The organism is Pseudomonas entomophila (genome assembly GCF_023277925.1).
Taxonomy (GTDB): Bacteria; Pseudomonadota; Gammaproteobacteria; order Pseudomonadales; family Pseudomonadaceae; genus Aquipseudomonas; species Aquipseudomonas entomophila_D.
Window position 1 is genome coordinate 5578472 of the sequence record NZ_CP063832.1, and the last position, 23162, is coordinate 5601633.

20 protein-coding genes and 1 pseudogene are annotated in these 23162 nt (G+C 63.7%); 12 read left to right on the forward strand and 9 right to left on the reverse strand.

All coding sequences use genetic code 11. The features are described 5' to 3' along the window. Positions 1 to 35 precede the first annotated feature (35 nt). Positions 36 to 413 carry a histone-like nucleoid-structuring protein MvaT gene (gene mvaT / locus IM733_RS24755; RefSeq protein WP_213659777.1) on the reverse strand — a complete coding sequence of 126 codons (378 nt, stop codon included), beginning with the start codon at positions 411 to 413 and terminating at the stop codon, positions 36 to 38. A 299-nt stretch (positions 414 to 712) separates the two neighbouring features. Here mvaT and purU point away from each other — a divergent pair, with 299 nt between their 5' ends. Together purU and IM733_RS25885 are read left to right on the forward strand one after the other, a co-directional pair. Continuing rightward, positions 713 to 1564 carry a formyltetrahydrofolate deformylase gene (purU, locus tag IM733_RS24760; RefSeq protein WP_248918881.1) on the forward strand — a complete coding sequence of 284 codons (852 nt, stop codon included), beginning with the start codon at positions 713 to 715 and terminating at the stop codon, positions 1562 to 1564. Between the two features lie 15 nt (positions 1565 to 1579). Continuing rightward, positions 1580 to 1813: a hypothetical protein gene (locus IM733_RS25885; RefSeq protein ID WP_432760384.1), complete on the forward strand. Its 234-nt coding sequence runs from the start codon at positions 1580 to 1582 to the stop codon at positions 1811 to 1813. On the opposite strand, the gene IM733_RS24765 is transcribed toward IM733_RS25885, so the two are convergent. The 5 genes and pseudogenes from IM733_RS24765 to IM733_RS25895 form a co-directional block, all read right to left on the reverse strand. Continuing rightward, a complete protein-coding gene (locus tag IM733_RS24765; protein ID WP_248918882.1) occupies positions 1719 to 2711 on the reverse strand; it encodes a lysylphosphatidylglycerol synthase transmembrane domain-containing protein in 993 nt (330 codons plus the stop codon). The two genes, IM733_RS25885 and IM733_RS24765, sit on opposite strands and share 95 nt — an antisense overlap. Next, on the reverse strand, positions 2708 to 3472 hold the full coding sequence (locus IM733_RS24770; RefSeq protein WP_248918883.1) for a DUF2334 domain-containing protein: 765 nt from the start codon (positions 3470 to 3472) through the stop codon (positions 2708 to 2710). Before IM733_RS24770 ends, IM733_RS24765 begins: the two co-directional genes overlap by 4 nt. Beyond that, positions 3465 to 4586, reverse strand: coding sequence for a glycosyltransferase family 4 protein (locus tag IM733_RS24775; RefSeq protein ID WP_248918884.1), 1122 nt, complete (start codon positions 4584 to 4586; stop codon positions 3465 to 3467). Before IM733_RS24775 ends, IM733_RS24770 begins: the two co-directional genes overlap by 8 nt. A gap of 158 nt (positions 4587 to 4744) precedes the next feature. Then, positions 4745 to 5509, reverse strand: a complete 765-nt coding sequence (locus IM733_RS25890; protein ID WP_373694313.1) for a methyl-accepting chemotaxis protein — start codon at positions 5507 to 5509, stop codon at positions 4745 to 4747. Between the two features lie 93 nt (positions 5510 to 5602). Then, positions 5603 to 6619, reverse strand: a pseudogene (locus IM733_RS25895) (HAMP domain-containing protein); the annotation flags it as partial. A gap of 172 nt (positions 6620 to 6791) precedes the next feature. Here IM733_RS25895 and IM733_RS24785 point away from each other — a divergent pair. Continuing rightward, positions 6792 to 8267 carry a helicase HerA-like domain-containing protein gene (locus IM733_RS24785; RefSeq protein WP_248918886.1) on the forward strand — a complete coding sequence of 492 codons (1476 nt, stop codon included), beginning with the start codon at positions 6792 to 6794 and terminating at the stop codon, positions 8265 to 8267. Positions 8268 to 8374: 107 nt separating this feature from the next. On the opposite strand, the gene IM733_RS24790 is transcribed toward IM733_RS24785, so the two are convergent. Further along, on the reverse strand, positions 8375 to 9847 hold the full coding sequence (locus tag IM733_RS24790) for an inorganic phosphate transporter (RefSeq protein ID WP_011532474.1): 1473 nt from the start codon (positions 9845 to 9847) through the stop codon (positions 8375 to 8377). A 298-nt stretch (positions 9848 to 10145) separates the two neighbouring features. Beyond that, a complete protein-coding gene (locus IM733_RS24795) occupies positions 10146 to 10355 on the reverse strand; it encodes a hypothetical protein (protein ID WP_011532475.1) in 210 nt (69 codons plus the stop codon). A gap of 582 nt (positions 10356 to 10937) precedes the next feature. Here IM733_RS24795 and pcaR point away from each other — a divergent pair. From pcaR to pcaC, 9 genes are all read left to right on the forward strand, one after another. Next, positions 10938 to 11807: a pca regulon transcriptional regulator PcaR gene (gene pcaR / locus IM733_RS24800; RefSeq protein WP_248918887.1), complete on the forward strand. Its 870-nt coding sequence runs from the start codon at positions 10938 to 10940 to the stop codon at positions 11805 to 11807. Between the two features lie 432 nt (positions 11808 to 12239). Next, positions 12240 to 13586 (forward strand): MFS transporter, encoded by a 1347-nt coding sequence (locus tag IM733_RS24805; RefSeq protein WP_248918888.1) that lies wholly within the window; start codon positions 12240 to 12242, stop codon positions 13584 to 13586. Positions 13587 to 13844: 258 nt separating this feature from the next. Next, positions 13845 to 14705 (forward strand): CoA transferase subunit A, encoded by an 861-nt coding sequence (locus IM733_RS24810; protein WP_248918889.1) that lies wholly within the window; start codon positions 13845 to 13847, stop codon positions 14703 to 14705. Continuing rightward, positions 14702 to 15481: a CoA-transferase subunit beta gene (locus IM733_RS24815; protein WP_248918890.1), complete on the forward strand. Its 780-nt coding sequence runs from the start codon at positions 14702 to 14704 to the stop codon at positions 15479 to 15481. Before IM733_RS24810 ends, IM733_RS24815 begins: the two co-directional genes overlap by 4 nt. Continuing rightward, entirely contained in the window at positions 15478 to 16683 is a 1206-nt protein-coding gene (gene pcaF, locus IM733_RS24820) for a 3-oxoadipyl-CoA thiolase (RefSeq protein WP_248921234.1), read from the forward strand. Before IM733_RS24815 ends, pcaF begins: the two co-directional genes overlap by 4 nt. Before the next feature lie 105 nt (positions 16684 to 16788). Continuing rightward, positions 16789 to 18078: an MFS family transporter gene (locus tag IM733_RS24825; protein WP_248918891.1), complete on the forward strand. Its 1290-nt coding sequence runs from the start codon at positions 16789 to 16791 to the stop codon at positions 18076 to 18078. 9 nt (positions 18079 to 18087) lie between these two features. Next, complete coding sequence (locus IM733_RS24830; protein ID WP_248918892.1) at positions 18088 to 19440, forward strand: 3-carboxy-cis,cis-muconate cycloisomerase; 1353 nt, start codon at positions 18088 to 18090, stop codon at positions 19438 to 19440. An 11-nt stretch (positions 19441 to 19451) separates the two neighbouring features. Beyond that, a complete protein-coding gene (pcaD, locus tag IM733_RS24835) occupies positions 19452 to 20243 on the forward strand; it encodes a 3-oxoadipate enol-lactonase (protein ID WP_248918893.1) in 792 nt (263 codons plus the stop codon). 10 nt (positions 20244 to 20253) lie between these two features. Continuing rightward, a complete protein-coding gene (gene pcaC / locus IM733_RS24840) occupies positions 20254 to 20646 on the forward strand; it encodes a 4-carboxymuconolactone decarboxylase (protein WP_248918894.1) in 393 nt (130 codons plus the stop codon). Between the two features lie 99 nt (positions 20647 to 20745). Here pcaC and IM733_RS24845 read toward each other — a convergent pair whose 3' ends face one another. Beyond that, positions 20746 to 23157, reverse strand: coding sequence for a glucose/quinate/shikimate family membrane-bound PQQ-dependent dehydrogenase (locus IM733_RS24845; protein ID WP_248918895.1), 2412 nt, complete (start codon positions 23155 to 23157; stop codon positions 20746 to 20748). Positions 23158 to 23162: the final 5 nt, after the last annotated feature.

Genomic DNA, 23162 nt, shown 5'->3' on the forward strand with positions numbered 1-23162 from the left:
GTTTTTTATGTCGGAACTGAAGCGCGGTGCGCGAATCAGTCCAGCAGGGTGGCCCAGCTTTCGACGACGTCGCCGCCCCACTTGGCTTTCCACTCTTTCAGGGTCTTGTGGTTGCCGCCCTTGGTTTCAATGACCTCGCCATTGTGCGGGTTCTTGTACTGCTTGACCTTGCGCGCGCGCTTGGTAGTGGTGGTTTTGGCAGTACCGCGTGGCGCTTTGCTCAGTTTGCTTTCCGGATCGAGCAGGGCGATCACGTCGCGCAGGGACTTGGAGTATTCACCCATCAGGGTGCGCAGTTTGCCTTCGAACTCCAGCTCTTTCTTCAGCTTGTCGTCTTGCGACAGGTTGGCCAGGCGAGCTTGAAGTTCCTTGATGGCTTCTTCGGTGGCGCGGTATTCGTTGATCAGGGACATGGAACGTTCCTTAATTCGTGTGTAAAGGGACAGTGAGGGCAATAATAGACAGGCGATACTCGCAAGTAAACAATAAAAAAATATTGAATCAATTAATGATGGCGAGTGATAGCACTACTGTTAGGTTAAGAAAAATTTACATATTCATGCGGGACAGGGTCATCCCCCCGTAGAAAGAAGGGGGATGTCCTGCGTCGGCCGTGGAGTATGGCTGGCCCGCGCAGTGTGTCGATCGATACTGCGTTTTTCCCGGCGGCCCGCTAGAATGGGCCCTTTGCGAAGTTTCTGGAGTCTTTCTCATGCGCACCTATCGACTGGTGATTGCCTGCCCCGACCGTGTCGGCATCGTGGCAAAAGTCAGTAATTTCCTGGCCCTCTACAATGGCTGGATCAACGAGGCCAGCCACCACTCCGACGAACAGAGCGGCTGGTTCTTCATGCGCCATGAGATCCGCGCTGAATCCCTGCCGTTCGGTATCGAGGCTTTCCGCGAGGCCTTCGCGCCGATCGCCGAAGAGTTCTCCATGACCTGGCGTATCACCGATTCCGCGCAGAAGAAGCGCGTGGTGCTGATGGCCAGCCGTGAGTCTCATTGCCTGGCCGACCTGCTGCATCGTTGGCACACCAACGAGCTGGACTGCGAGATCCCTTGCGTGATCTCCAACCACAATGACCTGCGCAGCATGGTCGAGTGGCACGGTATTCCGTTCCACCATGTGCCGGTCGACCCGAAGGACAAGCAGCCGGCATTCGCCGAGGTTTCGCGCCTGGTTCAGGAACACGCGGCCGACGCCGTGGTGCTGGCGCGCTACATGCAGATTCTTCCGCCGCAGCTGTGCCAGGAATACGCGGAAAAGGTCATCAACATCCACCACAGTTTCCTGCCCTCGTTCGTCGGAGCCAAGCCTTACCATCAGGCGGCCCTGCGTGGCGTGAAACTGATCGGCGCGACGTGCCACTACGTCACCGAGGAGCTGGATGCCGGCCCGATCATCGAGCAGGACGTGGTGCGTGTGAGCCACGCCGACAGCATCGAGGACATGGTCCGCTTCGGGCGTGACGTGGAGAAGATGGTCCTGGCCCGCGGCCTGCGCTATCACCTGGAAGACCGTGTGCTGGTCCACGGCAACAAGACCGTCGTGTTCAACTGAGGCGAGAACTGGCCGATGGCAGACCCACGTGACAAGGCCGGTGCCGTGGCGCCGCCAACCGTGGGTGAGGGCTGCCTGGCCCGTTTCGACCCGGATGCATTGAGCGATGAGAATGGCACCGAGTTTCCTGGTGCCTGCGAACTGTGGAATGCGCTCAACCCGCCTGACGGCGCCGCCGCTCCAGCAGTGGACGCGCCAGCAGGCACACGAACACCGGCCCGCCGGCAAGCAGATAGAAATAGTAGGTAACTGCTCGCCAGATCAGGATCGCCGCGGCAGCCGTCGAGCTGCCCACCAGCGGTGTCAGCAGACTTGCCGATGTCAGCTCCGCCGCCCCGGCGCCGCCCGGTAGCAGGCTGAGCTGGCCAGCGCTGAGCGACAGCATCTGCACCAGGAAACTCGGGATCCACGCGAGGTCCGCTCCCAATCCCTTCACGACCAGGTACAGCACGCTGTAGCGCAGGCCCCAGTGCGCGCAGGTAAGGGCGAACACCAGCGCCAGGTCCCGCCTGGGCAGCCGCCAGGTGCTGGCCAGGGCGCGGATGAAGCGCAGCACCTTGCGTGCCCAGCGTCGCCGGCGCGATGCCGCCACGCCCAGTTGCTGCAGCAAGCGGCCGTTGCCACGCATCACTCGGTGTCTATGGCGCAGTAGCACGATAATCCCCGCCAACACCGTGCATAACAGCAAGGCGCTGCCCAGCAGCATGCTTTCCTGGCTATGGCCGAGGTTGTGAAGCAGGGCATAGCCGGCAATCGCCAGCATGGCGCAGAAGAAGAACACCAAGTCGTTCAACTGGTCCATGGCGAATACCGCGCCGCTGCGTGACGGGGCGATGCGCTCGCGTGACAGCAGTGCAATCAATGCCAGTGGCCCACCACTGCCGCCCGGGGTGGTGCAGATGGCAAATTCGGTCGCCATGACCACGCCCAGGCTGCGTATTCGCCCGACCTGCGCGGCTTGATCGCCGAGCAGCAGGCGCAGGCGAGTGGCATTGATGATCCAGCACAGGACGATCATGCCCAGCAACAGCGCCAGTAGCCCTGGCGCGAATGCCTGTAGGCGGGCCAGCAGCTCGCTGCCACCCAGTACTACCGGCACCAGTGCTGCCGTCAGCAGTGCCAGGGCCAGCCAGCCAAGGCGATTCAAGGGTTAACCTGGCGATCCAGCCAGGCGCTCTTGGTCAGCGGTTCACGGCCCTGCTCCAGAAGCTGGTGCAAGGTGTCGAGCCAATAGTTGCGCGAGCTTGAGTGGAGCATATCGACCGGATGCAGGCCCAGACGCAGGGTGTTGGCGTCGCGCCAGCGTCGGCATTGCCATTCGCTGACCATTCTCGACAGGCTTCGGCGCCAGGCGCTACGGGCGCTCCAGACCAGCCCGGGGGCTTCGAAGGCGGTGAAGTCGGGTAGGCGGTATAAGTGCCGGGGTGTGCTGGTGTAGCGCAGTGGCAACTGGCGCAGGGCGCGCCGGGTCCCTTCGCTCATCAGCCAGGCCGGCGCGACAAAACCGGCTAGCGGCCAACCTTGCCGTTCGAACACGGTCATCCCTGCCTCCAGCCTCTGGAGGGCGGCGGCCTGGTCAAGCCCATGGAACTCGCCCTCGTGGGTATAGAGGCGGCGCATGAAGTATTCGCCAGGCCCCCTGGGGGGCGGGCCGTCGTCGGCGTGGTAGTAACCGTGCAGTGCCAGTTCATCGCCGCGTGTCAGGCGGCGCTCGAGGAGGCGACAGAAGGTCGGTGAGCGGATCAACGGGTTTCGGTGGTGAAAGTCCGGTACCACCAACCAAGTCATGGGGACGCCACCCAGATGGTCGATGGATTGCACGAAGGCTTGATAAGCCGGCCAGGTTTCCGGCGCGATATCGTGCAGCACCAACATCAGGCTGCGCGCGCCTGCATGATGCTCAGCCATGGGCGCGTACTGGCGGCGGATGGCCAAGCACCGCTTGGTAGTGCAGCAGCAAGCCACTGACAACCGTGTCCCAGCTGTAGTGATGTTCGACATGGCGGCGGGCCTGTGCACCCAAGCTGCGGACATCGGCTTCGAACATTTCCTGTACCGCCCTGGCCATGGCTTGGCCGTCACTGGGGCGGCACAGTCGACCGCACTGTTCGTTGACGATTTCGCCAAACGCGCCGGCGCGCACGGCCACCACGGGCGTGGCGCTGGCCATGGCTTCGAGGATGACCAGGCCAAAGGTTTCCTGGTCTCCCGCGTGCACCAGCAGGTCGGCGCTGGCAAGCAGCCGGGCGACTTCGGGTGGTGGACAGAAATGGTCGATCACGCTGACGTTGTCCGGCACATTGACCGGCATGCTCGAGCCCACCAGCAGCAGGTGATAGTGGCGCCCGAGTGTACGCATGCATTCAAGCAGCACCGGCAGGTTCTTTTCCCGCGAGCCTCGTCCGGCGAACACCAGCAGGCGGCGGGTGTCGGGGATGCCCAGTTCGGCGCGCAGGCCTGGGTCGCAGCGCCTGGGATGGAACAGTTCGAGGTCCACGCCCAGGCGCTGCACATGCACATCATCGATACCAAGCCTGCGCAGCTTGTCGGCCATCACCTGGCTGGGGGCCAGGACCCGGTCGAAATGGCCGTAGAGCTTGCTCACATAAGCCTCGACATTGGGCATGAACCAGTTGCCCATGCGTTTGCTCACCAGCAATGGCAGGTCGGAGTGATAGAAACCGATCACCGGCACATCCAGCTTGCGCCGGGCCTCCAGGGCTGCCCAGGCGGTAAGGTAGGGATCACCCACTTCGATCAGGTCGGGACGCAAGCCCCGTAGCACATTGCACCAGGGGGCCAGGCGCAGCGGAAAACGATAGCCGTTGCCGAAGGGCAGGGGTGGGGCAGGGACATGGTAGACACCATTGTCATGGCCGGGGCTGGCACCGGGGATCAGCAGGCTGTGGCGTACGCCAGGCATGGCGTCAAGGCGGCGATGTTTGGCATCAAGATAGGTTCGCACGCCGCCGCTGGCTGGGGCGTAGAACATGGTGATGTCGGCGATGTGCACGATCTGCATCCCTCCGGGATCGTCCTCGGGTCTGTCATCGATCGGTATGGGCCGAAGATGACTCGCCTGAAGGTTGACCTTCTTGAAGGATAGTTTGTTCGATCGGGTTGTGGTGCTGCCCCTGAGGGGGCCAGCCTTGCCGGTTTCGCAGCAAGGCTGGCGTGGGGTCAGATGCGGAAACTGCCCACCAGTTGCTTCAGGCGCCCGGCCTGTTGCTCCAGGTCCGAGCACGCGCGCAGGGTGGCCTGCAGGTTCTCGACCCCTTCCTGGTTAAGCATGTTGATCTCGTTGATGTCCATGTTGATCGAATCGACCACGGCGGTCTGCTCCTCGGTGGCGGTGGCCACCGACTGGTTCATGCCGTCGATTTCGCCGATGCGCTGGGTGACGCTGCCCAGGCGTTCGCCGGCCTGGTTGGCGATGTCCATGCTGTCCTGGCTGTGGCGTTGGCTCTGCCCCATGGTGTCGACCGATTCGCGGGCCCCTACCTGCAGCTCCTCGATCATCTTCTGCACCTGTTGCGCTGACTCCTGGGTGCGGTGGGCGAGGTTGCGCACCTCGTCCGCCACTACGGCGAAACCACGCCCGGCTTCGCCGGCGCGAGCGGCCTCGATCGCGGCATTCAGTGCCAGCAGGTTGGTCTGCTGGGAGATGCTGGTGATCACTTCGAGGATCTGGCCGATGTTGACGGTCTTGTTGTTGAGCGTCTCGATATGCTCGCTCGACGTGACGATCAAATCCGACAGGCGATTCATCGCATCGATGTTGCGTTGCACCACCTGCTGGCCTTCCTCCGCCAGCAAGCGGGCGGAACTGGCATGTTGCGAGGCTTGGGCGGCGTTGCCGGCGATTTCCTGGGCGGCGGCACCGAGCTGGTTGATGGCGGCGGCGACGCTGTTGGTGCGGTTGGACTGTTCGTCGGAGTTGCTCATCGACGAGTTGGAGGCGCTGATCACCCGCAGGGCCACTTCGTTGACCTGCTCGGTGGCCGACGAGACTTCGCGGATCGAGCCGTGGATTCGCTCGACGAAGCGGTTGAAGGCGGTCCCGAGGATGCCGAACTCGTCGTGGTTGTGGATCTCCAGGCGACGGGTCAGGTCGCCTTCGCCCTCGGCGATGTTCGCCATGGCGCGGGTCATGGTGTGCAGTGGCTGCATCAGCACGCGGATCAGCAGGCCAAGCAGGGCGATGATGATCACCACCGCCACCAGGGTGGCGATCACCGCCGAGGTACGGAAGGTGCTGAGCATCGAGAAGGCCTTTTCCTTGTCTACCGACAGGCCGATGTACCAGTTGGCCGAAGGCAGGCCCTTGACCGGGGTGAAGGTGAGCAGGCGGGTCTGGCCGTTGAGCTCGACCTCGGTCAGGTCACCGGACAGGCGCGGGGTGTTCTGCGGGAACAGGTCCGACAGTGACTTCATCACCAGGTTCTTGTCCGGGTGCACCAGGATCTTGCCCTGGTCGTTGACCAGGAAGGCATAGCCCATGCCGCCGAAGTTCAGCGCGTTGATGATCTCCACCAGGCCGTCCAGGGCCAGGTCGCCGCCGACCACGCCGACCGAACGCGAGGCGGTGTTGACGATCGAGATGACCATCTTGTTGGTGGCCATGTCGATGTACGGTTCGGTGAGCATCGGCCCACTGGCGTTCAGGCCGTCCTTGTACCAAGGGCGTACACGCGGGTCATAGCCGTCAGGCATCTTGGTGTCCGGGCGTACGATGAAGGTACCGTCTGGTTGGCCCAGGTAGATGGTCAGGAAGCTCGAGGTCAGGGCGTTCTGGCCGAGCAGGGCGCCGGCGTTCTGTGGGTTCTGGGCGAGGTTCTGGGCGACGTTCTCGACCAGCTTGATACGCCCTTCGAACAGGTTACGGATATTGGTGGACGTGGACTCGCCCATTTCAGCCAGGTAGTTCTCCAGGTTGGCGCGAATGGCATTACGCTGGAGATAGTCGTTGTAGAGGGTGAACAGGCTGAAGGCGAGGATCACGATCAGTGATGCCGCCAGAAGAATCTTGTGGCTGAAACGAAGGCTTTTATTCATGACGTGATGCGTCCGCTAAGGTTTTTTTATCGGGTCGTTCGCACAAAGCACGGCTGGAAAACAGTGCAACAATTCCCGTGGGTCCTTTTCGGGTTGTTACTGTCTTTCTGGGAAGAATCATTTTGAAATATCGGCAGTCAGGTGGCAGAACTTGAGTAGGGGATGAAACAAGATGTCAGATTCTTCGCAAATGGTTGTAGGTGCTGACCCTGATGGTCGGCCCGTGTCACAGGCCATGCGCCTGGCCAATCGCCATGGTTTGGTGGCGGGGGCGACCGGTACCGGCAAGACCGTCACCTTGCAGCACCTGGCCGAGCTGTTCAGCGAGGCTGGTGTCGCCGTGTTCGCCGCGGATGTGAAGGGCGACCTGTGTGGCCTGGGCGCAAGCGGCATGCCGCAGGGCAAGGTGGCCGAGCGGATCGCCGGGATGCCGTGGTTGAACCACAGGCCTCAGGCGTATCCGGTTACCTTGTGGGATGTCGCCGGGCAATCCGGGCACCCCTTGCGTACCACCTTGAGCGACATGGGCCCCTTGCTGCTGGGTAACCTGCTGGAGTTGACCGACAGTCAGCAGGCCGCGCTGTACGCAGCCTTCAAGGTGGCCGACCGTGAAGGGCTGCTGTTGCTGGATTTGAAAGACCTCAAAGCGTTGCTCGCGCACCTGAAGGACAACCCCCAATTGCTGGGCGAGGACAGCGCGCTGATGACCAGTGCCTCTACTCAAGCCTTGCTGCGCCGGTTGGCGACCCTGGAGCAACAGGGCGCCGAGGCGTTGTTCGGCGAGCCGGCCCTGCAACTTGAGGACCTGCTGCGGGCCGACGGTGACGGTCGCGGGCGCATCCACCTGCTTGACGCCAGCCGCCTGGTGCACGACGCGCCCAAGGTGTATGCGACCTTCCTGCTCTGGCTGCTGGCCGAGTTGTTCGAACAGTTGCCTGAGCGTGGTGATGCCGACAAGCCGGTGCTGGCACTGTTCTTCGACGAGGCGCACTTGCTGTTCAACGGTACCCCCAAGGCTTTGCAGGACCGCCTGGAGCAAGTGGTGCGGCTGATCCGCTCCAAAGGCGTGGGGGTGTATTTTGTCACCCAGTCGCCCGGGGACCTGCCCGATGCTGTGCTGGCCCAGTTGGGGCTGCGCATCCAGCATGGCCTGCGGGCTTTCACGGCCAAGGAGCAGAAGTCGCTGCGCGCCGTGGCCGATGGTTTCCGCCCCAACCCGGCATTCGACAGCCTGGCGGTGCTGACCGAGCTGGGGATCGGTGAAGCGCTGGTGGGCACGCTGGAGGAGAAAGGCACGCCTGCGATGGTTCAGCGGGTACTGATCGCGCCGCCCCAGTCACGGATCGGGCCGCTGAGCGCCGCCGAGCGTAGTGCGTTGATCGGCGCCTCGCCTCTGGCGGGGCGTTATGACAAACCGATCGATCGGGAATCGGCTTACGAAATGCTCACCCAGCGCAAAGGCGAGCCGGTGGAGCCGGCGCCGCAACCCAAAGCGGATGAAGACAGTTTTGCCGACAAGGCCGGGGAGTTTCTGCAAAGTGCGGCAGGGCAGGCGATCAAGTCGGCGGTGCGCCAGGCGGCCAATCAGTTGGGGCGGCAGTTGGTGCGTGGTTTGATGGGGTCGTTGCTGGGCGGGAAGAAGCGCTAGCTTCAGGGCTGTGCGCACGATCCGGTAGGGGCCGGCTTGCCGGCGAACAAGATGGCAAAAAATGAAAAAGGCGCCTCGAGGCGCCTTTTTCATTTCGGTGCAATCACTCAGCCGATGGCTTTCGACGCCAGCCAGAACAGGCCGGCCGCCAGGCCCATCGAGGCCGGCAGGGTGAGGACCCAGGCCAGCAGGATGGTCTTCACCGTGCCACCCTGCAGGCCGCTCTTGTTGGCGACCATGGTGCCGGCCACGCCCGAGGAGAGCACGTGGGTGGTGGACACCGGCAGGCTGAAGATATTGGCCATGCCGATGGCACAGGCGGCGGTGATCTGCGCCGACATGCCCTGGGCATAGGTCATGCCCTGCTTGCCGATCTTCTCGCCGACGGTCAGCACCACACGCTTCCAGCCGACCATGGTGCCCAGGCCCAGAGCCAGGGCGACGGCAACGATCACCCAGAACGGCGCGTACTCGGTGGTGGCGGTCAGGTCCTTGCGCAGCTTCTCCAGGTCGGCCTTTTCACGGGCTTCCAGGCCTGGCAGCTTGCCGACCTTCTTCGCCGTGTCGTCCAGGCACAGCAGGTAGCGGCGCACTTCGACGCGCTTCTCGGCGCTCAGGGCGCGGTAGTCGGTCACGCCGGCGAGTGAGGACTGTAGGGCGGCGATGGTCGGTTCGGTCTGCTGCGGGTTGCAGCTGAACTGCTCCGGCAGGTCGCTGGATTGCGCCTTGCCCAGTGCCAGGAACTCGCCGAGGGTGGCGGCGTTGCGCTGGTAGAACTGGCTCAGGTGCATCGTAGCGTCGCGGGTGCGCTCGATCTGGTAGGTGGTGCTGTTCAGGTCGAGGACGAACTTGGCCGGGACGATACCGATCAGTACCAGCATGATCAGGCCGATGCCTTTCTGGCCGTCGTTGGAGCCGTGCACGAAGCTCACGCCCATGGCCGAAATCACCAGCACCAGGCGGTTCCAGAACGGTGGGTGTTTCTTGTCGTCGAGCTTGCGGCGCTGTTCGGGCGTCTTGTGCATCTTCGACAGCGGGCGCCACCACTTCAGGCCGAGCAGCACCAGGGCGGCAACGGCAAAGCCAGCCATGGGCGAGAGTACCAGCGACGTGGCGATGTCGATCGCCTTCTGCCAGTTCACGCCATCGCCCAGTGGGATGTCGCTGATCAGTGCATTGGCCAGGCCGACACCGAGGATCGAGCCGATCAGGGTGTGCGAACTGGAAGCCGGGATGCCGAAGTACCAGGTGCCCAGGTTCCAGGTGATGGCCGCGGCCAGCAGCGAGAAGACCATGGCCAGGCCGTGCCCGGTGTTCACATTGATCAGCAGTTCGACCGGCAGCAGGTGGACGATGGCGTATGCCACCCCGACACCGCCGAGCAAAACCCCGAGGAAGTTGAACACACCGGAGAAGAACACGGCCAGGTGCGGTGGCATGGCTTTGGTATAGATGACAGTGGCTACCGCGTTGGCGGTGTCATGAAAGCCATTGATGAACTCGAATGCGAGGACGAAGGTCAAAGCAAGCGTCAGGCTCACGATAACCCAGGCATCCAGTCCGCTGAATAAATCGATCATGAAGGTTTTCTGGCGGTCTTAGGGGGGCGGGATTATGCCAGAAAACCATGGCAATCGATGCACCCGCCGCTGACCGATGGCAGGCAGGCATCTGTTGCAGGCGGTGAAGCTGGCAATATGATGGTGGGCGAAAATGCGCGTAAAATTCGGCAATTTCTAGAAAAATCAGAGATTTAATGCGTAGGTTGATTGTGATTCATGTTTCAAACGTTTGTATGAAATTTGTGTGAATCCATTTCATCAAGGCTGTTTCGACCACGCTCAACGCGCCAGGGCGATCGCCGATGGCGCGATGGCATCATGCAGGTTCATCACCTTCAGTGCGCAGTTCCTTCTCCATCTTTTCCAGTTCCTGGGCAAAGGCCTGGTCACGGACAGTGGCGCGTTTACGCCAGGGTTTGCGTTCTGGTTCGGGTTGCGCGGCATAGGTGGTGACTTCGCCACCGTAAACATCCTTGTAACGTTCGGCCTGGCGCTCGAGTTCCGCGCGCAGTTCTTCTTTCGTCACAGTAATACCTGAATAGGTTGAAGTTTGGCGCTGGCGTTGAAGGGCACAATTAATGTGGGGGCGCACCGCCAGCGCGAAATGATTCGTCGCGAGGACACGGGGTGGGGAGTGATGGGCAACCTGGAAAGTGCCTTTGATCACCACCGGACAAGCCATGCCTGAGGCAAGGGTCCTTAAGGTCGGAAAGCGACGAAGGTGGGTCGATTGGATCCGTCATAGTGCGATTGGATAATCAACGGAGTCGATTATAGCAATCGCCAAGTCGAAGACTATCGTTCTTTACTTGTTACTGACAAGGTCACTGAAGTTGTCAATGACTGTCGTGGGCAATCGTCCCTTCGGTCGTCAGGAAGTTCAAACGCCTTGACGCGTGGAAGTTTACTTCGAGCGGCTGAAATGAAAACGGCCTCGCTGGAGGGCGAGGCCGTTGCCTGGGACTTCTGCGGTGGGTACCTGACCAGTCTCTCCAAAGAAGCCACATGTGGCAGGGGAAAGGTATAAGCAAAAGTGTCAGCGGTCAATTGCGATTATCGGCCGTTCGTTCGATAATCGCACAAACCAGCGTTTTTTTGAGGCACGTCCATGAGCGAAGAAACCAACGGCCCCTTGGCGAACGAACCTGTAAAGGGCGCGACGCCTGCCATGGCACCCCCGATCGTGGCTTCGGCGGCCAAGCGTATCCAGGCGTTCACCGGCGATCCGGACTTCATGACCTCCCTGGCCCGCGGCCTGGCGGTGATCCAAGCCTTCCAGGAGCGCAAGCGGCACCTGACCATCGCCCAGATCAGCCATCGCACGGAGATCCCCCGCGCGGCCGTGCGCCGTTGCCTGCACACCTTGATCAAGCTGGGCTATGCGACCACCGATGGCCGTACCTACTCGCTGCTGCCCAAGGTACTGACGCTGGGCCATGCCTACCTGTCCTCGACCCCGCTGGCGGTTTCGGCCCAACCCTACCTGGACCGGATCAGCGATCAGCTCCACGAGGCGGCCAACATGGCCACCCTCGAAGGTGACGACATCCTTTACATAGCGCGTTCGGCTACGGTGGAACGGCTGATTTCGGTGGACCTCTCGGTGGGCGGGCGGCTGCCGGCCTACTGCACGTCGATGGGGCGCATTCTTCTGGCGGCGCTCGACGACGCCAGCCTTCACGAATACTTGGAGCGCGCCGACCTCAAGGCCCGTACCAGTCGTACCCTGCACGATCCGGAGTCGTTGTTCGCGTGTATCCAGCAGGTGCGTCAGCAGGGTTGGTGCGTGGTCGACCAGGAACTGGAACAAGGGCTGCGTTCGATTGCAGTGCCGATCTACGATGCCTCCGGGCAGGTACTGGCGGCGCTGAATGTCAGTACCCATGTTGGGCGGGTCAGCCGCAGTGAGCTGGAGCAGCGTTTCCTGCCGATCCTGCTGGCGGCCAGCCGGGATCTTTGTCATCAGTTGTTTGGTTGACTCACCGAGTCTGACGGGCATGCAAAAAAACTGTAGGAGCAACTTTAGCCGCGATGCAGGCATCGCTGTGCCTGGCACCCGATTCGCGGGTGATCGCGGCTGAAGCCGCTCCTACAGGTAAGTTATGCAGTACCTGAATCGAACAGCCCGCCTGCTTTCCTGTTCGATAAACGCACAATCTCGTTTGCAGCGAATTGCGCAGCTCACGCCTGCTGATTAATGTCTGTCCACGAGTCGGCTTTGCCGACCCGACAATAACAACAGGCCAAAAGGGCTCCCCATGAAAACGCCTCTATTGTTGTCGCGGCCGCACCCGCGCACGGTGCCACTGCTTTCAGGCTGATCCAGCGCCTGTATATCCGAGAAGTTTCCTGCCCCTGCGTTTTACTTTTACGCAGTCGCCTGCCTGCGCCTCTCTCCTGGATAACAATAATGAACAAACCGCAATCCACCGTCGGCCACTGCCTCGACGTCCAGTCGTTCATCAATGACCAGCCTCTGTCGCGTTATCAGTGGCGGGTGGTCATCCTGTGCTTTCTGATTGTCTTTCTCGATGGCCTCGACACTGCGGCCATGGGCTTCATCGCCCCGGCCTTGTCCCAGGAGTGGGGGATCGACCGCGCCAGCCTTGGCCCGGTGATGAGCGCCGCGCTGATCGGCATGGTGTTTGGCGCGCTGGGTTCCGGCCCGCTGGCCGATCGCTTCGGGCGCAAGGGCGTGCTGGTGGCGGCAGTGCTGGTGTTTGGTGGTTTCAGCCTGGCTTCGGCCTACGCCAGCAATGTCGATCAGTTGTTGGTACTGCGCTTTCTCACGGGCCTCGGCCTGGGCGCGGGCATGCCCAATGCCACCACGTTGCTCTCCGAGTACACGCCGGAGCGTCTCAAGTCGCTGCTGGTGACCAGCATGTTCTGTGGTTTCAATCTGGGCATGGCCGGTGGCGGTTTCATGTCCGCCAAGCTGATCCCGGCCTATGGCTGGCACAGCCTGCTGGTGATCGGCGGGGTGCTGCCCTTGCTGTTGGCGCTGGTGCTGTTGGCCTGGCTGCCGGAATCGGCGCGTTTCCTGGTGGTGCGCAACCGCAGTGTGGACAGGATTCGCAAGACCCTGGCACCCATTGCGCCGACGGTGGTCGCGCAAGCGTCGAGTTTCAGCGTGCCGGAGCAGAAAGCCGTTGCCACGCGTAATGTATTTGCCGTGATCTTCTCTGGAGCCTATGGCTTGGGCACCGTGCTGTTGTGGCTGACTTACTTCATGGGCCTGGTGATTGTCTACCTGCTGACCAGTTGGTTGCCCACTTTGATGCGCGACAGCGGGGCGAGCATGGAGCAGGCCGCGTTCATCGGGGCGTTGTTCCAGTTTGGGGGCGTGCTCAGCGCGGTGGTGGTGGGCTGGGCGATGGACCGCTTTAATCCGCACAAGGTGATCGGCCTGTTCTACCTGTTGGCCGGCGTGTTCGCCTACGCGGTGGGGCAGAGCCTGGGCAACATCACCCTGTTGGCGACCCTGGTGCTGATCGCTGGCATGTGCGTCAACGGTGCGCAATCGGCCATGCCTTCACTGGCGGCGCGGTTCTACCCGACCCAAGGGCGCGCCACCGGGGTGTCATGGATGCTCGGGATCGGGCGGTTCGGTGCGATTCTGGGGGCCTGGAGCGGGGCGACGTTGCTTGGTTTGGGGTGGAGTTTCGAGCAGGTGCTGACGGCGTTGCTGGTGCCAGCGGTATTGGCGACGGTAGGGGTGGTATTGAAGGGGCTGGTGAGCCACGCAGACGCGACCTGACTTGGCGCTGCCCACCCTGTAGGAGCCGGCTTTGCCGGCGAACCAGGCAATGCGGTGGTTGGCACCGGCCTTGCCGGTGTTCGCCGGCAAGCCGGCTCCTTGAGTGCATGCTGATCAAGGCAATAAATGTTCGATAATCGAACGATAGTGCGATTATCGGATTGTAACGCTGCCCGCATTCTCCTTAATCTGAGCCCATCGCAGCGATGCATGGGCCCGCTGCTCACTGACCCGACTCGTCCTGACCAGGAGTCTCCAATGGCAGCAATCCTCTCGCTTCACGAGGCCGTGAAGCAGTTCATCCAGGATGGCGACAGCGTCGCCCTCGAAGGCTTCACCCACCTGATCCCGACCGCCGCGGGCCACGAGATCATCCGCCAGGGCAAGCGCGACCTGACCCTGGTGCGCATGACCCCAGACCTAATCTATGACCAACTGATCGGTGCCGGCTGTGCGCGCAAGTTGATCTTCTCCTGGGGCGGCAACCCGGGTGTCGGCTCGCTGCACCGCCTGCGCGATGCTGTCGAGAAGCAGTGGCCGCATGCGATCGAGATCGAAGAGCACAGCCATGCCGACCTGGCCAACGCCTATGTCGCCGGTGCCTCCGGGCTGCCGTTCGCGGTGCTGCGTGCCTACGCCGGCTCCGACCTGCCCAAGGTCAACCCGTTGATCAAGAGTGTCACCTGCCCATTCACCGGCGAAGTGCTCGCCGCCGTGCCTTCGGTGCGCCCGGACGTCACCGTGATCCACGCGCAGAAGGCCGACCGCAAGGGCAATGTGCTGCTGTGGGGCATCCTGGGTGTGCAGAAGGAAGCGGCCCTGGCGGCCAAGCGCTGCATCGTTACCGTCGAAGAGATCGTCGATGACCTCAATGCACCGATGAACGCTTGCGTGCTGCCGACCTGGGCACTCAGCGCGGTGTGCCTGGTGCCCGGTGGCGCCCATCCGTCCTACGCCCATGGCTACTATGAGCGCGACAACCGCTTCTACCAGGCCTGGGACCCGATCGCCCGCAACCGCGAGACGTTCAGCACCTGGGTCGATACCTATATCCGTGGCACCCAGGACTTCACCGAATTCCAGGCCAGGTTGGCCAGCACCGCGGAGGCCGCGCAATGAGCTACTCCACTTCCGAAATGATGACCGTCGCCGCCGCCCGTCGCCTGCGCAACGGCGCCGTCTGCTTCGTCGGCATCGGCCTGCCGTCCAAGGCTGCCAACCTGGCGCGCCTGACCTCGTCGCCCGATGTGGTGCTGATCTACGAGTCCGGCCCGATCGGTGCCAAGCCCAGCGTGCTGCCGCTGTCGATCGGCGACGGCGAACTGGCCGAGACCGCCGACACCGTGGTGCCGACCGGGGAGATCTTCCGCTACTGGCTGCAGGGTGGGCGTATCGATGTCGGTTTCCTCGGCGCCGCCCAGGTCGACCGCTTTGGCAACATCAACACCACCGTGGTCGGCGACTATCACGCGCCGAAGACCCGCCTGCCGGGTGCTGGCGGCGCGCCGGAGATCGCTGGCTCCGCCAAGCAGGTGCTGATCATCCTCAAGCAGTCGCCACGGGCCTTCGTCGACAAGCTCGATTTCATCACCTCGGTCGGCCATGGCGAAGGCGGCGATTCGCGCAAGCGCCTGGGCCTGCCGGGGCAGGGGCCGGTCGGCATCATCACTGACCTGTGCATCATGGAGCCGGAAGCGGGGACCCACGAGTTCGTGGTCACCGCGATCCATCCGGGCGTGACCCGTGAGCAGATCATCGCCGCTACCGGCTGGCCCATCCGCTTCGCCGACGACGTGCAGGAAACCGCTGCACCGAGTGAAGTCGAACTGTCCGCCCTGCGTGACCTTGAAGCCCGCACCGCCGCGGCCCATGGCCAGACGGCAGGAGAAGCCTGATGCGTGACGTTTTCATCTGCGACGCCATCCGCACCCCCATCGGCCGCTTTGGCGGCGCCCTGGCCGGGGTGCGTGCCGACGACCTGGCGGCGGTTCCGCTCAAGGCGCTGATCGAGCGCAACCCAAGCGTGCAGTGGGATCAGCTCGACGAGGTGTTCTTCGGTTGCGCCAACCAGGCCGGCGAGGACAACCGCAACGTCGCGCGCATGGCGCTGTTGCTGGCCGGCCTGCCGGAGAGCATTCCCGGGGTGACCCTCAACCGCTTGTGTGCCTCGGGCATGGATGCCATCGGCACGGCGTTTCGCGCCATCGCCAGCGGCGAGATGGAGCTGGCCATCGCGGGCGGTGTCGAGTCGATGTCCCGTGCGCCATTCGTCATGGGCAAGGCCGAGAGCGGCTACTCGCGCAACATGAAGCTTGAGGACACCACTATCGGTTGGCGCTTCATCAACCCGTCGATGAAAGCCCAGTACGGCGTGGACTCGATGCCCGAGACCGCCGACAACGTCGCCGACGACTACAAAATCTCGCGTGCCGACCAGGACGCCTTTGCCCTGCGTAGCCAGCAGAAGGCGGCCGTCGCGCAGGCTGCGGGGTTCTTTGCCGAGGAAATCGTGCCTGTGCGCATCGCCCACAAGAAAGGCGAAACCGTGGTCGAGCGCGACGAGCACCTGCGCCCGGACACCACGCTGGAGGCGTTGAACAAGCTCAGGCCGGTGAATGGCCCGGACAAGACCGTCACCGCCGGCAATGCCTCGGGGGTCAACGATGGGGCGGCGGCGTTGATCCTCGCGTCGGCCGAGGCCGTGAAAAAGCATGGCTTGACCCCGCGCGCCAGGGTGTTGGGCATGGCCAGCGCTGGTGTGGCACCACGGGTGATGGGCATCGGCCCGGTGCCGGCGGTGCGCAAGCTGACCGAGCGGTTGGGCGTGGCGGTGGTGGATTTCGATGTCATCGAGTTGAACGAAGCCTTCGCCAGCCAGGGCCTGGCGGTGCTGCGCGAATTGGGCGTGGCCGACGATGCGCCACAGGTGAACCCCAACGGTGGCGCGATCGCTCTGGGGCATCCGCTGGGGATGAGCGGGGCGCGGTTGGTGCTGACAGCATTGCACCAGTTGGAAAAGAGCGGTGGCCGCAAGGGTTTGGCAACCATGTGCGTCGGGGTTGGCCAAGGGTTGGCGCTGGCCATCGAGCGAGTCTGATCCTGAACAAGGCCGCTTCCACACAGGGATCGGTGGCTTGAAGTGGAACGAGATTGTTACTGGGTATGTCTAGACTTTGCAGTGCCCCCCAGGAGTAAAAACACCATGACTTCCAGCTACTACACCGGCGAAGAGCGCAGCAAACGCATCTTCGCCATCGTCGGCGCCTCGTCGGGCAACCTGGTGGAATGGTTCGACTTCTATGTCTATGCCTTCTGCGCGATCTATTTCGCCCCGGCCTTCTTCCCCTCCGACGACCCCACCGTGCAGTTGCTCAACACCGCCGGGGTGTTCGCCGCCGGCTTCCTGATGCGCCCCATCGGTGGCTGGATCTTCGGCCGCCTGGCCGACCGCCACGGGCGCAAGAACTCGCTGATGACCTCGGTGCTGATGATGTGCTTCGGCTCGCTGATCATCGCCTGCCTGCCCACCTACGCCAGTATCGGCGCCTGGGCGCCGGCACTGTTGCTGCTGGCACGGTTGATTCAGGGGTTGTCGGTGGGTGGTGAATACGGCACTACCGCGACGTACATGAGCGAAGTGGCCCTGCGTGGCCAGCGCGGTTTTTTCGCCTCGTTCCAGTACGTCACCCTGATCGGCGGCCAGTTGCTGGCGGTGCTGGTGGTGGTGATTCTGCAACAGCTGCTGACCGAGGAAGAACTGCGTGCCTACGGCTGGCGCATCCCCTTCGTGGTCGGCGCCATCGCCGCGTTGATCTCGCTGATGCTACGCCGCTCGCTGAAAGAGACCAGCAGCGCCGAGAACCGTCAGGACAAGGACGCCGGCAGCATCGGCGGCCTGTTCCGTCACCACACCGCTGCCTTCATCACGGTGCTCGGCTACACCGCCGGTGGTTCGCTGATCTTCTACACCTTCACCACCTACATGCAGAAGTACCTGGTCAACACGGCCGGGATGAACGCCAAGAGCGCCAGCTTCGTGATGACCGGCGCGCTGTTCCTGTTCATGATTCTGCAGCCGGTGTTCGGCATGCTCTCGGACCGAATCGGCCGGCGCAACTCGATGCTGCTGTTCGGCGCCCTGGGCACGATTTTCACCGTGCCGCTGCTGATGGCGCTGAAGACCGTCACCAGCCCATTCATGGCCTTCGTGCTGGTGACCCTGGCGCTGTGCATCGTCAGTTTCTACACCTCCATCAGCGGCCTGGTGAAGGCCGAAATGTTCCCGCCGCAGGTGCGCGCCCTGGGGGTCGGGCTGGCCTACGCGGTGGCCAACGCGGTGTTTGGCGGTTCGGCCGAGTACGTGGCCCTGGGCTTGAAAACCATGGGCATGGAGAACACCTTCTACTGGTACGTGACCGCCATGATGGCGATAGCCTTCCTGTTCAGCCTGCGCCTGCCGAAGCAGGCGGCGTACCTGCACCATGATCATTAAGGACATTGCATGAGCAACCAGCTGTTCGATGCCTACTTCACCGCGCCGGCCATGCGCGAGGTCTTCTCCGATCGCGGGCGGTTGCAAGGCATGCTCGACTTCGAAGCCGCCCTGGCCCGTGCCGAGGCGGCCGCAGGGTTGGTGCCGCACACGGCGGTGATGGCCATCGAGGCGGCCTGCAAGGCCGAGCGCTACGATGTGCAGGCCCTGGCGCAGGCCATCGCCATCGCCGGCAACTCGGCGATCCCGCTGGTCAAGGCGCTGGGCAAGGTGGTCGCCAGCGGCGTGCCTGAAGCCGAGCGCTACGTGCACCTGGGCGCCACCAGCCAGGATGCGATGGACAGCGGCCTGGTACTGCAATTGCGCGATGCCTTGGCGCTGATAGAAAGCGACCTCGCCAAGTTGTCCGACACCCTGGCCCGTCAGGCATTGCAGCATGCCGACACGCCGCTGGTGGGGCGTACCTGGTTGCAGCACGCCACACCGGTGACGCTGGGTATGAAACTGGCTGGCGTGCTCGGCGCCCTGACTCGCCATCGCCAGCGCCTCAAGGAACTGCGTCCGCGCCTGCTGGTACTGCAGTTCGGCGGTGCCTCTGGCAGCCTGGCGGCATTGGGCAGCAAGGCCCTGCCGGTGGCCGAGGCGCTGGCCGAACAGTTGAAACTGACCGTGCCCGAGCAACCTTGGCACACCCAGCGTGACCGCCTGGTGGAGTTCGCGGCGGCGCTGGGCCTGATCGCCGGCAGCCTGGGCAAGTTCGGCCGCGATGTCAGCCTGTTGATGCAGACCGAGGCGGGCGAGCTGTTCGAGCCTTCCGCGCCAGGCAAGGGTGGTTCCTCGACCATGCCGCACAAGCGCAACCCGGTGGGGGCGGCGGTGCTGATCGGCGCCGCCACCCGCGTGCCAGGGCTGGTCTCGACGCTGTTCGCCGCCATGCCCCAGGAGCACGAGCGCAGCCTGGGCTTGTGGCACGCTGAGTGGGAAACCTTGCCGGAGATCTGTTGCCTGGTCTCCGGCGCCCTGCGCCAGGCCCAGGTGATCGCCGAGGGCATGGAGGTGGATACCGCGCGCATGCGCAGCAACCTCGACCTCACCCAGGGCCTGGTGCTGGCCGAAGCGGTCAGTATTGTCCTGGCCCAGCGCCTGGGGCGCGACCGTGCCCATCACCTGCTGGAGCAGTGCTGCCAGCGTGCGGTGGCCGAACAACGCCACCTGCGTGCCGTGCTCGGCGACGAACCGCAGGTCAGCGCCGAGTTGTCCGCCGATGAACTCGACCGCTTGCTCGACCCCACTCATTACCTTGGGCAGGCCCGCGTCTGGGTGGCGCGCGCCGTGGCCGAACATCAACGATTCACATTCTGAAGGAGACCGCTGTGGCGCACCTGCAACTGGCCGATGGCGAACTGCATTACCAACTCGAAGGCCCAGCCGATGCCCCGGTGTTGGTGCTGTCCAACTCGCTGGGCACCGACCTGGGCATGTGGGACACACAGATTCCGGCCTGGACCGAGCATTTCCGGGTGCTGCGCTACGACACCCGTGGCCATGGCGCTTCCCTGGTCAGCAAGGGGCCGTACCGCATCGAGCAACTGGGCCACGACGTGCTCGCGCTGCTCGATGGGTTGGATATCCAGAAGGCGCATTTCATCGGCCTGTCCATGGGCGGGCTGATCGGCCAGTGGCTGGGCATCAATGCCGGCGCGCGCCTGCTCAGCCTGACCCTGTGCAACAGCGCGGCGAAGATCGCCAACGACGAGGTGTGGAACACCCGTATCGACACCGTGCTCAAGGGCGGCCAGCAGGCCATGCATGACTTGCGTGACGCGTCCATCGCCCGCTGGTTCACTCCGGCCTTCGCCGCCGCCGAACCTGCGATCGCCCAGCGCATCACCGAGATGCTGGCGCACACCTCTCCCGCCGGCTATGCGGCCAACTGTGCCGCAGTGCGGGATGCCGACTTTCGCGACCAGCTCAACCATATTCAGGTGCCAACCCTGATCGTTGCGGGCACCGCCGATGCGGTCACCACCCCCGAGCATGGCCGTTTCATGCAGGCCGGTATCCTCGGTGCCGAGTACGTCGAATTCCCGGCGGCGCATCTGTCCAACGTCGAGGTTGGTACGCCGTTCAGCCGCCGTGTGCTCGACTTCCTGTTGAGCCGATGAGGAGCCGCACGTGGACGAGAAACAACGCTACGAAGCGGGCATGAAGGTGCGCCGCGCGGTGCTGGGCGATGCCCATGTCGACCGCAGCCTGGAGAAGCTCAACGACTTCAATGGCGAGTTCCAGGAGATGATCACCCGCCATGCCTGGGGTGACATCTGGACCCGCCCTGGGTTGCCCCGGCATACCCGCAGCCTGATCACCATCGCCATGCTGATCGGCATGAACCGCAATGACGAACTCAAGTTGCACCTGCGCGCGGCCGCCAACAATGGCGTGACGCGCGAAGAGATCAAGGAAGTGATCATGCAGAGCGCGATCTACTGCGGGATCCCCGCCGCCAATGCCACGTTCCATCTGGCGGAGTCGGTGTGGGATGAGCTGGGCGTCGAGTCGCGCGATTGATTGACCCGCCGGCCTGAAACGAAACGAGGCCGCTGCCAGTTGAATGGCAGCGGCCTCGTTGCGTGATGCGGTGGTGTGGGCACCACCGCTCAGGCGGGCTTACTCAGCCAGCTTGTAGGCGATGATGTAGTCGCCCATGCGGGTGCCCAGGGAGCCGTGGCCGCCAGCGGTCACCAGCACGTACTGCTTACCGTTCTTGCCGGTGTAGGTCATCGGCGTGGCTTGGCCGCCTGCCGGCAGGCGGCCTTTCCACAGCTCCTGGCCGTTCTTCACGTCATAGGCGCGCAGGTACTGGTCAAGGGTGCCGCTGAGGAAGCCGACGCCACCGGCGGTGACGATCGAACCGCCCATGCTGGGCACACCCACCGGCATGCCGATTGGCACCGGGGTGCTGTCACGGGTGGTGCCGTTCTTGTGCTTCCACACGATTTTGTTGGTGAACAGGTCGATGGCTGCCACATAACCCCAGGCTGGCGCCTGGCACGGGATGCCGATCGGCGACATGAACGGGTGCATGGTCACCGCGTACGGCGCGCCGGCGTTGGGTTGCACGCCGCTGGTCTCGCTTTCGCGCTTGCTGCCCTCGGCCACCTGCTCGCGGGGAATCATCTTCGATACGAAGGCCATGTAGTTCGGCGAGGTGAACAGCAGTTGGCGCACCGGGTCGACCGACACGCTACCCCAGTTGAACACGCCGACGTTGCCGGGGTAGACCAGGCTGCCCTGCTCGGACGGCGGGGTGTACTGGCCTTCGTAGCGCAGGCCGCGGAACTGGATGCGGCAGAGCATCTGGTCGAACGGCGTGGCGCCCCACATGGCCTGTTCGGTCAGTTCCGGGCCGAGCAGGTTGAGGTCGGAACGGGCTTGAGTGGGCGAGGTGTGGTCGCCCTTGACAGCGCCTTGCGGTACCGGGATCTCGCGGATCGGCACGATCGGGGTGCCGTCGCGGCGGTCGAGCACGTACAGGCTGCCTTGCTTGGTCGGCACGATGACCGCCGGCTTGACGCCGTCATCGGTCTTCAGGTGGACCAGGGTGGGCTGGCTGCCGACGTCCATGTCCCACAGGTCGTGGTGGGTGAACTGGTAGTTCCAGCGCGCCTTGCCGGTGGCCAGGTCCAGGGCGACGATGCCGGCGCTGTATTTTTCGGCGCCCGGGGTGCGGTCGGCGCCCCACTGGTCCGGCGTCTGGTTGCCCAGCGGCAGGTAGATCATGCCGAGGTCTTCATCGACACTGGCGATCGACCACATGTTGGCCGAGTTGCGGCTGTACAGCTTGCCGTCGGCCAGGGGCTTGGTGTCGTCCGGGTTGTTGCTGTCCCAGTTCCACACCAGGTGGCCGTCGTGCACGTCGTAGGCGCGGATCACGCCGGACGGCTCGTTGGTCGACTCGTTGTCGGTGACGTGGCCACCAATGATCACCAGGCTGCGGGTGATCGCGGCCGGCGAGGTGGAGTAATAGCCACCGGCGGTGAACGGGCCGATGCCGCGGGTCAGGTCGATCACGCCCTGGTTGGCGAAGCCTTCGCAAACCTTGCCGTTGTCGGCGTTGATGGCGATCAGGCGGGCGTCGGCGGTGGGCAGGTAGAGGCGGCGCGGGCAGGCCTGGGCCACGGCCTGGCCGGCATCGGATACCTTCGGTGCCGGGCTGCCGTCACGGCTGACGTAGTTGTTCTCGTCGTAGTACGAGACGCCGCGGCAGGTCATGTGGGCGAAGCCCTTGAAGGTGCCGGTGGGGCTCTTGACCTGCGGGTCGTAGCGCCAGATCTCAGCGCCGGTATCCGGGTCCAGGGCCAGCAGCCGGCTGTGGGCGGTGCAGGCGTAGAGCATGCCGTTGACCTTCAGCGGGGTGTTCTGGTTGGTCAGCTCCACCGGGTCGTTGTCGGTCGGCAGGTCGCCGGTGCGGATGCGCCAGGCTTCTTCCAGGCGGTAGGCGTTCTGTGGGGTGATCTGGCGCAGCGGCGAGTAGCGGTCGCCATGCTCGGTGCGGCCATAGGCCTGCCATTCACCGTCCGGCATGGCCGGCGCGGCGCTGCCCATCTCGCTGTCGTCGCGGCTGAACGCGCCACGGATTTCGCCCGGGTGGGTGAACTGGCTGGCGATCGCGGTCGCGCCGGAGGCCACCACGGCCACGCTGAGCAGGGCGGTGTTGAGCTTCGAAGCCGGGCCTTGCAGCGGGCGACGGGCCCACGGCAGCAGCAGGATCACGCCGATGGCGAACCAGATGGCCAGGCGCGGCACCAGTTGCCACCAGTCCAGGCCGACTTCCCACAGCGCCCACACGGTGCTGCCCAGCAGCACCAGGCCATACAGGCCCAGGGCAATGCGGCGCTTGGCCAGCAGCAGGATGCCGGACAGGGCAAAGCCGATCCCGGCGATCAGGTAGTAAAGCGAACCGCCCAACTGGCTCAGCTTGATGCCGCCGGCCAGCAGGGCAAGGCCCATCAGCAACAGCAGCACGCCCATCAGGCGCGGTAGCCAGCGGGTTCCATTCTTGGCACCGTCAGTGCTCATCGTAT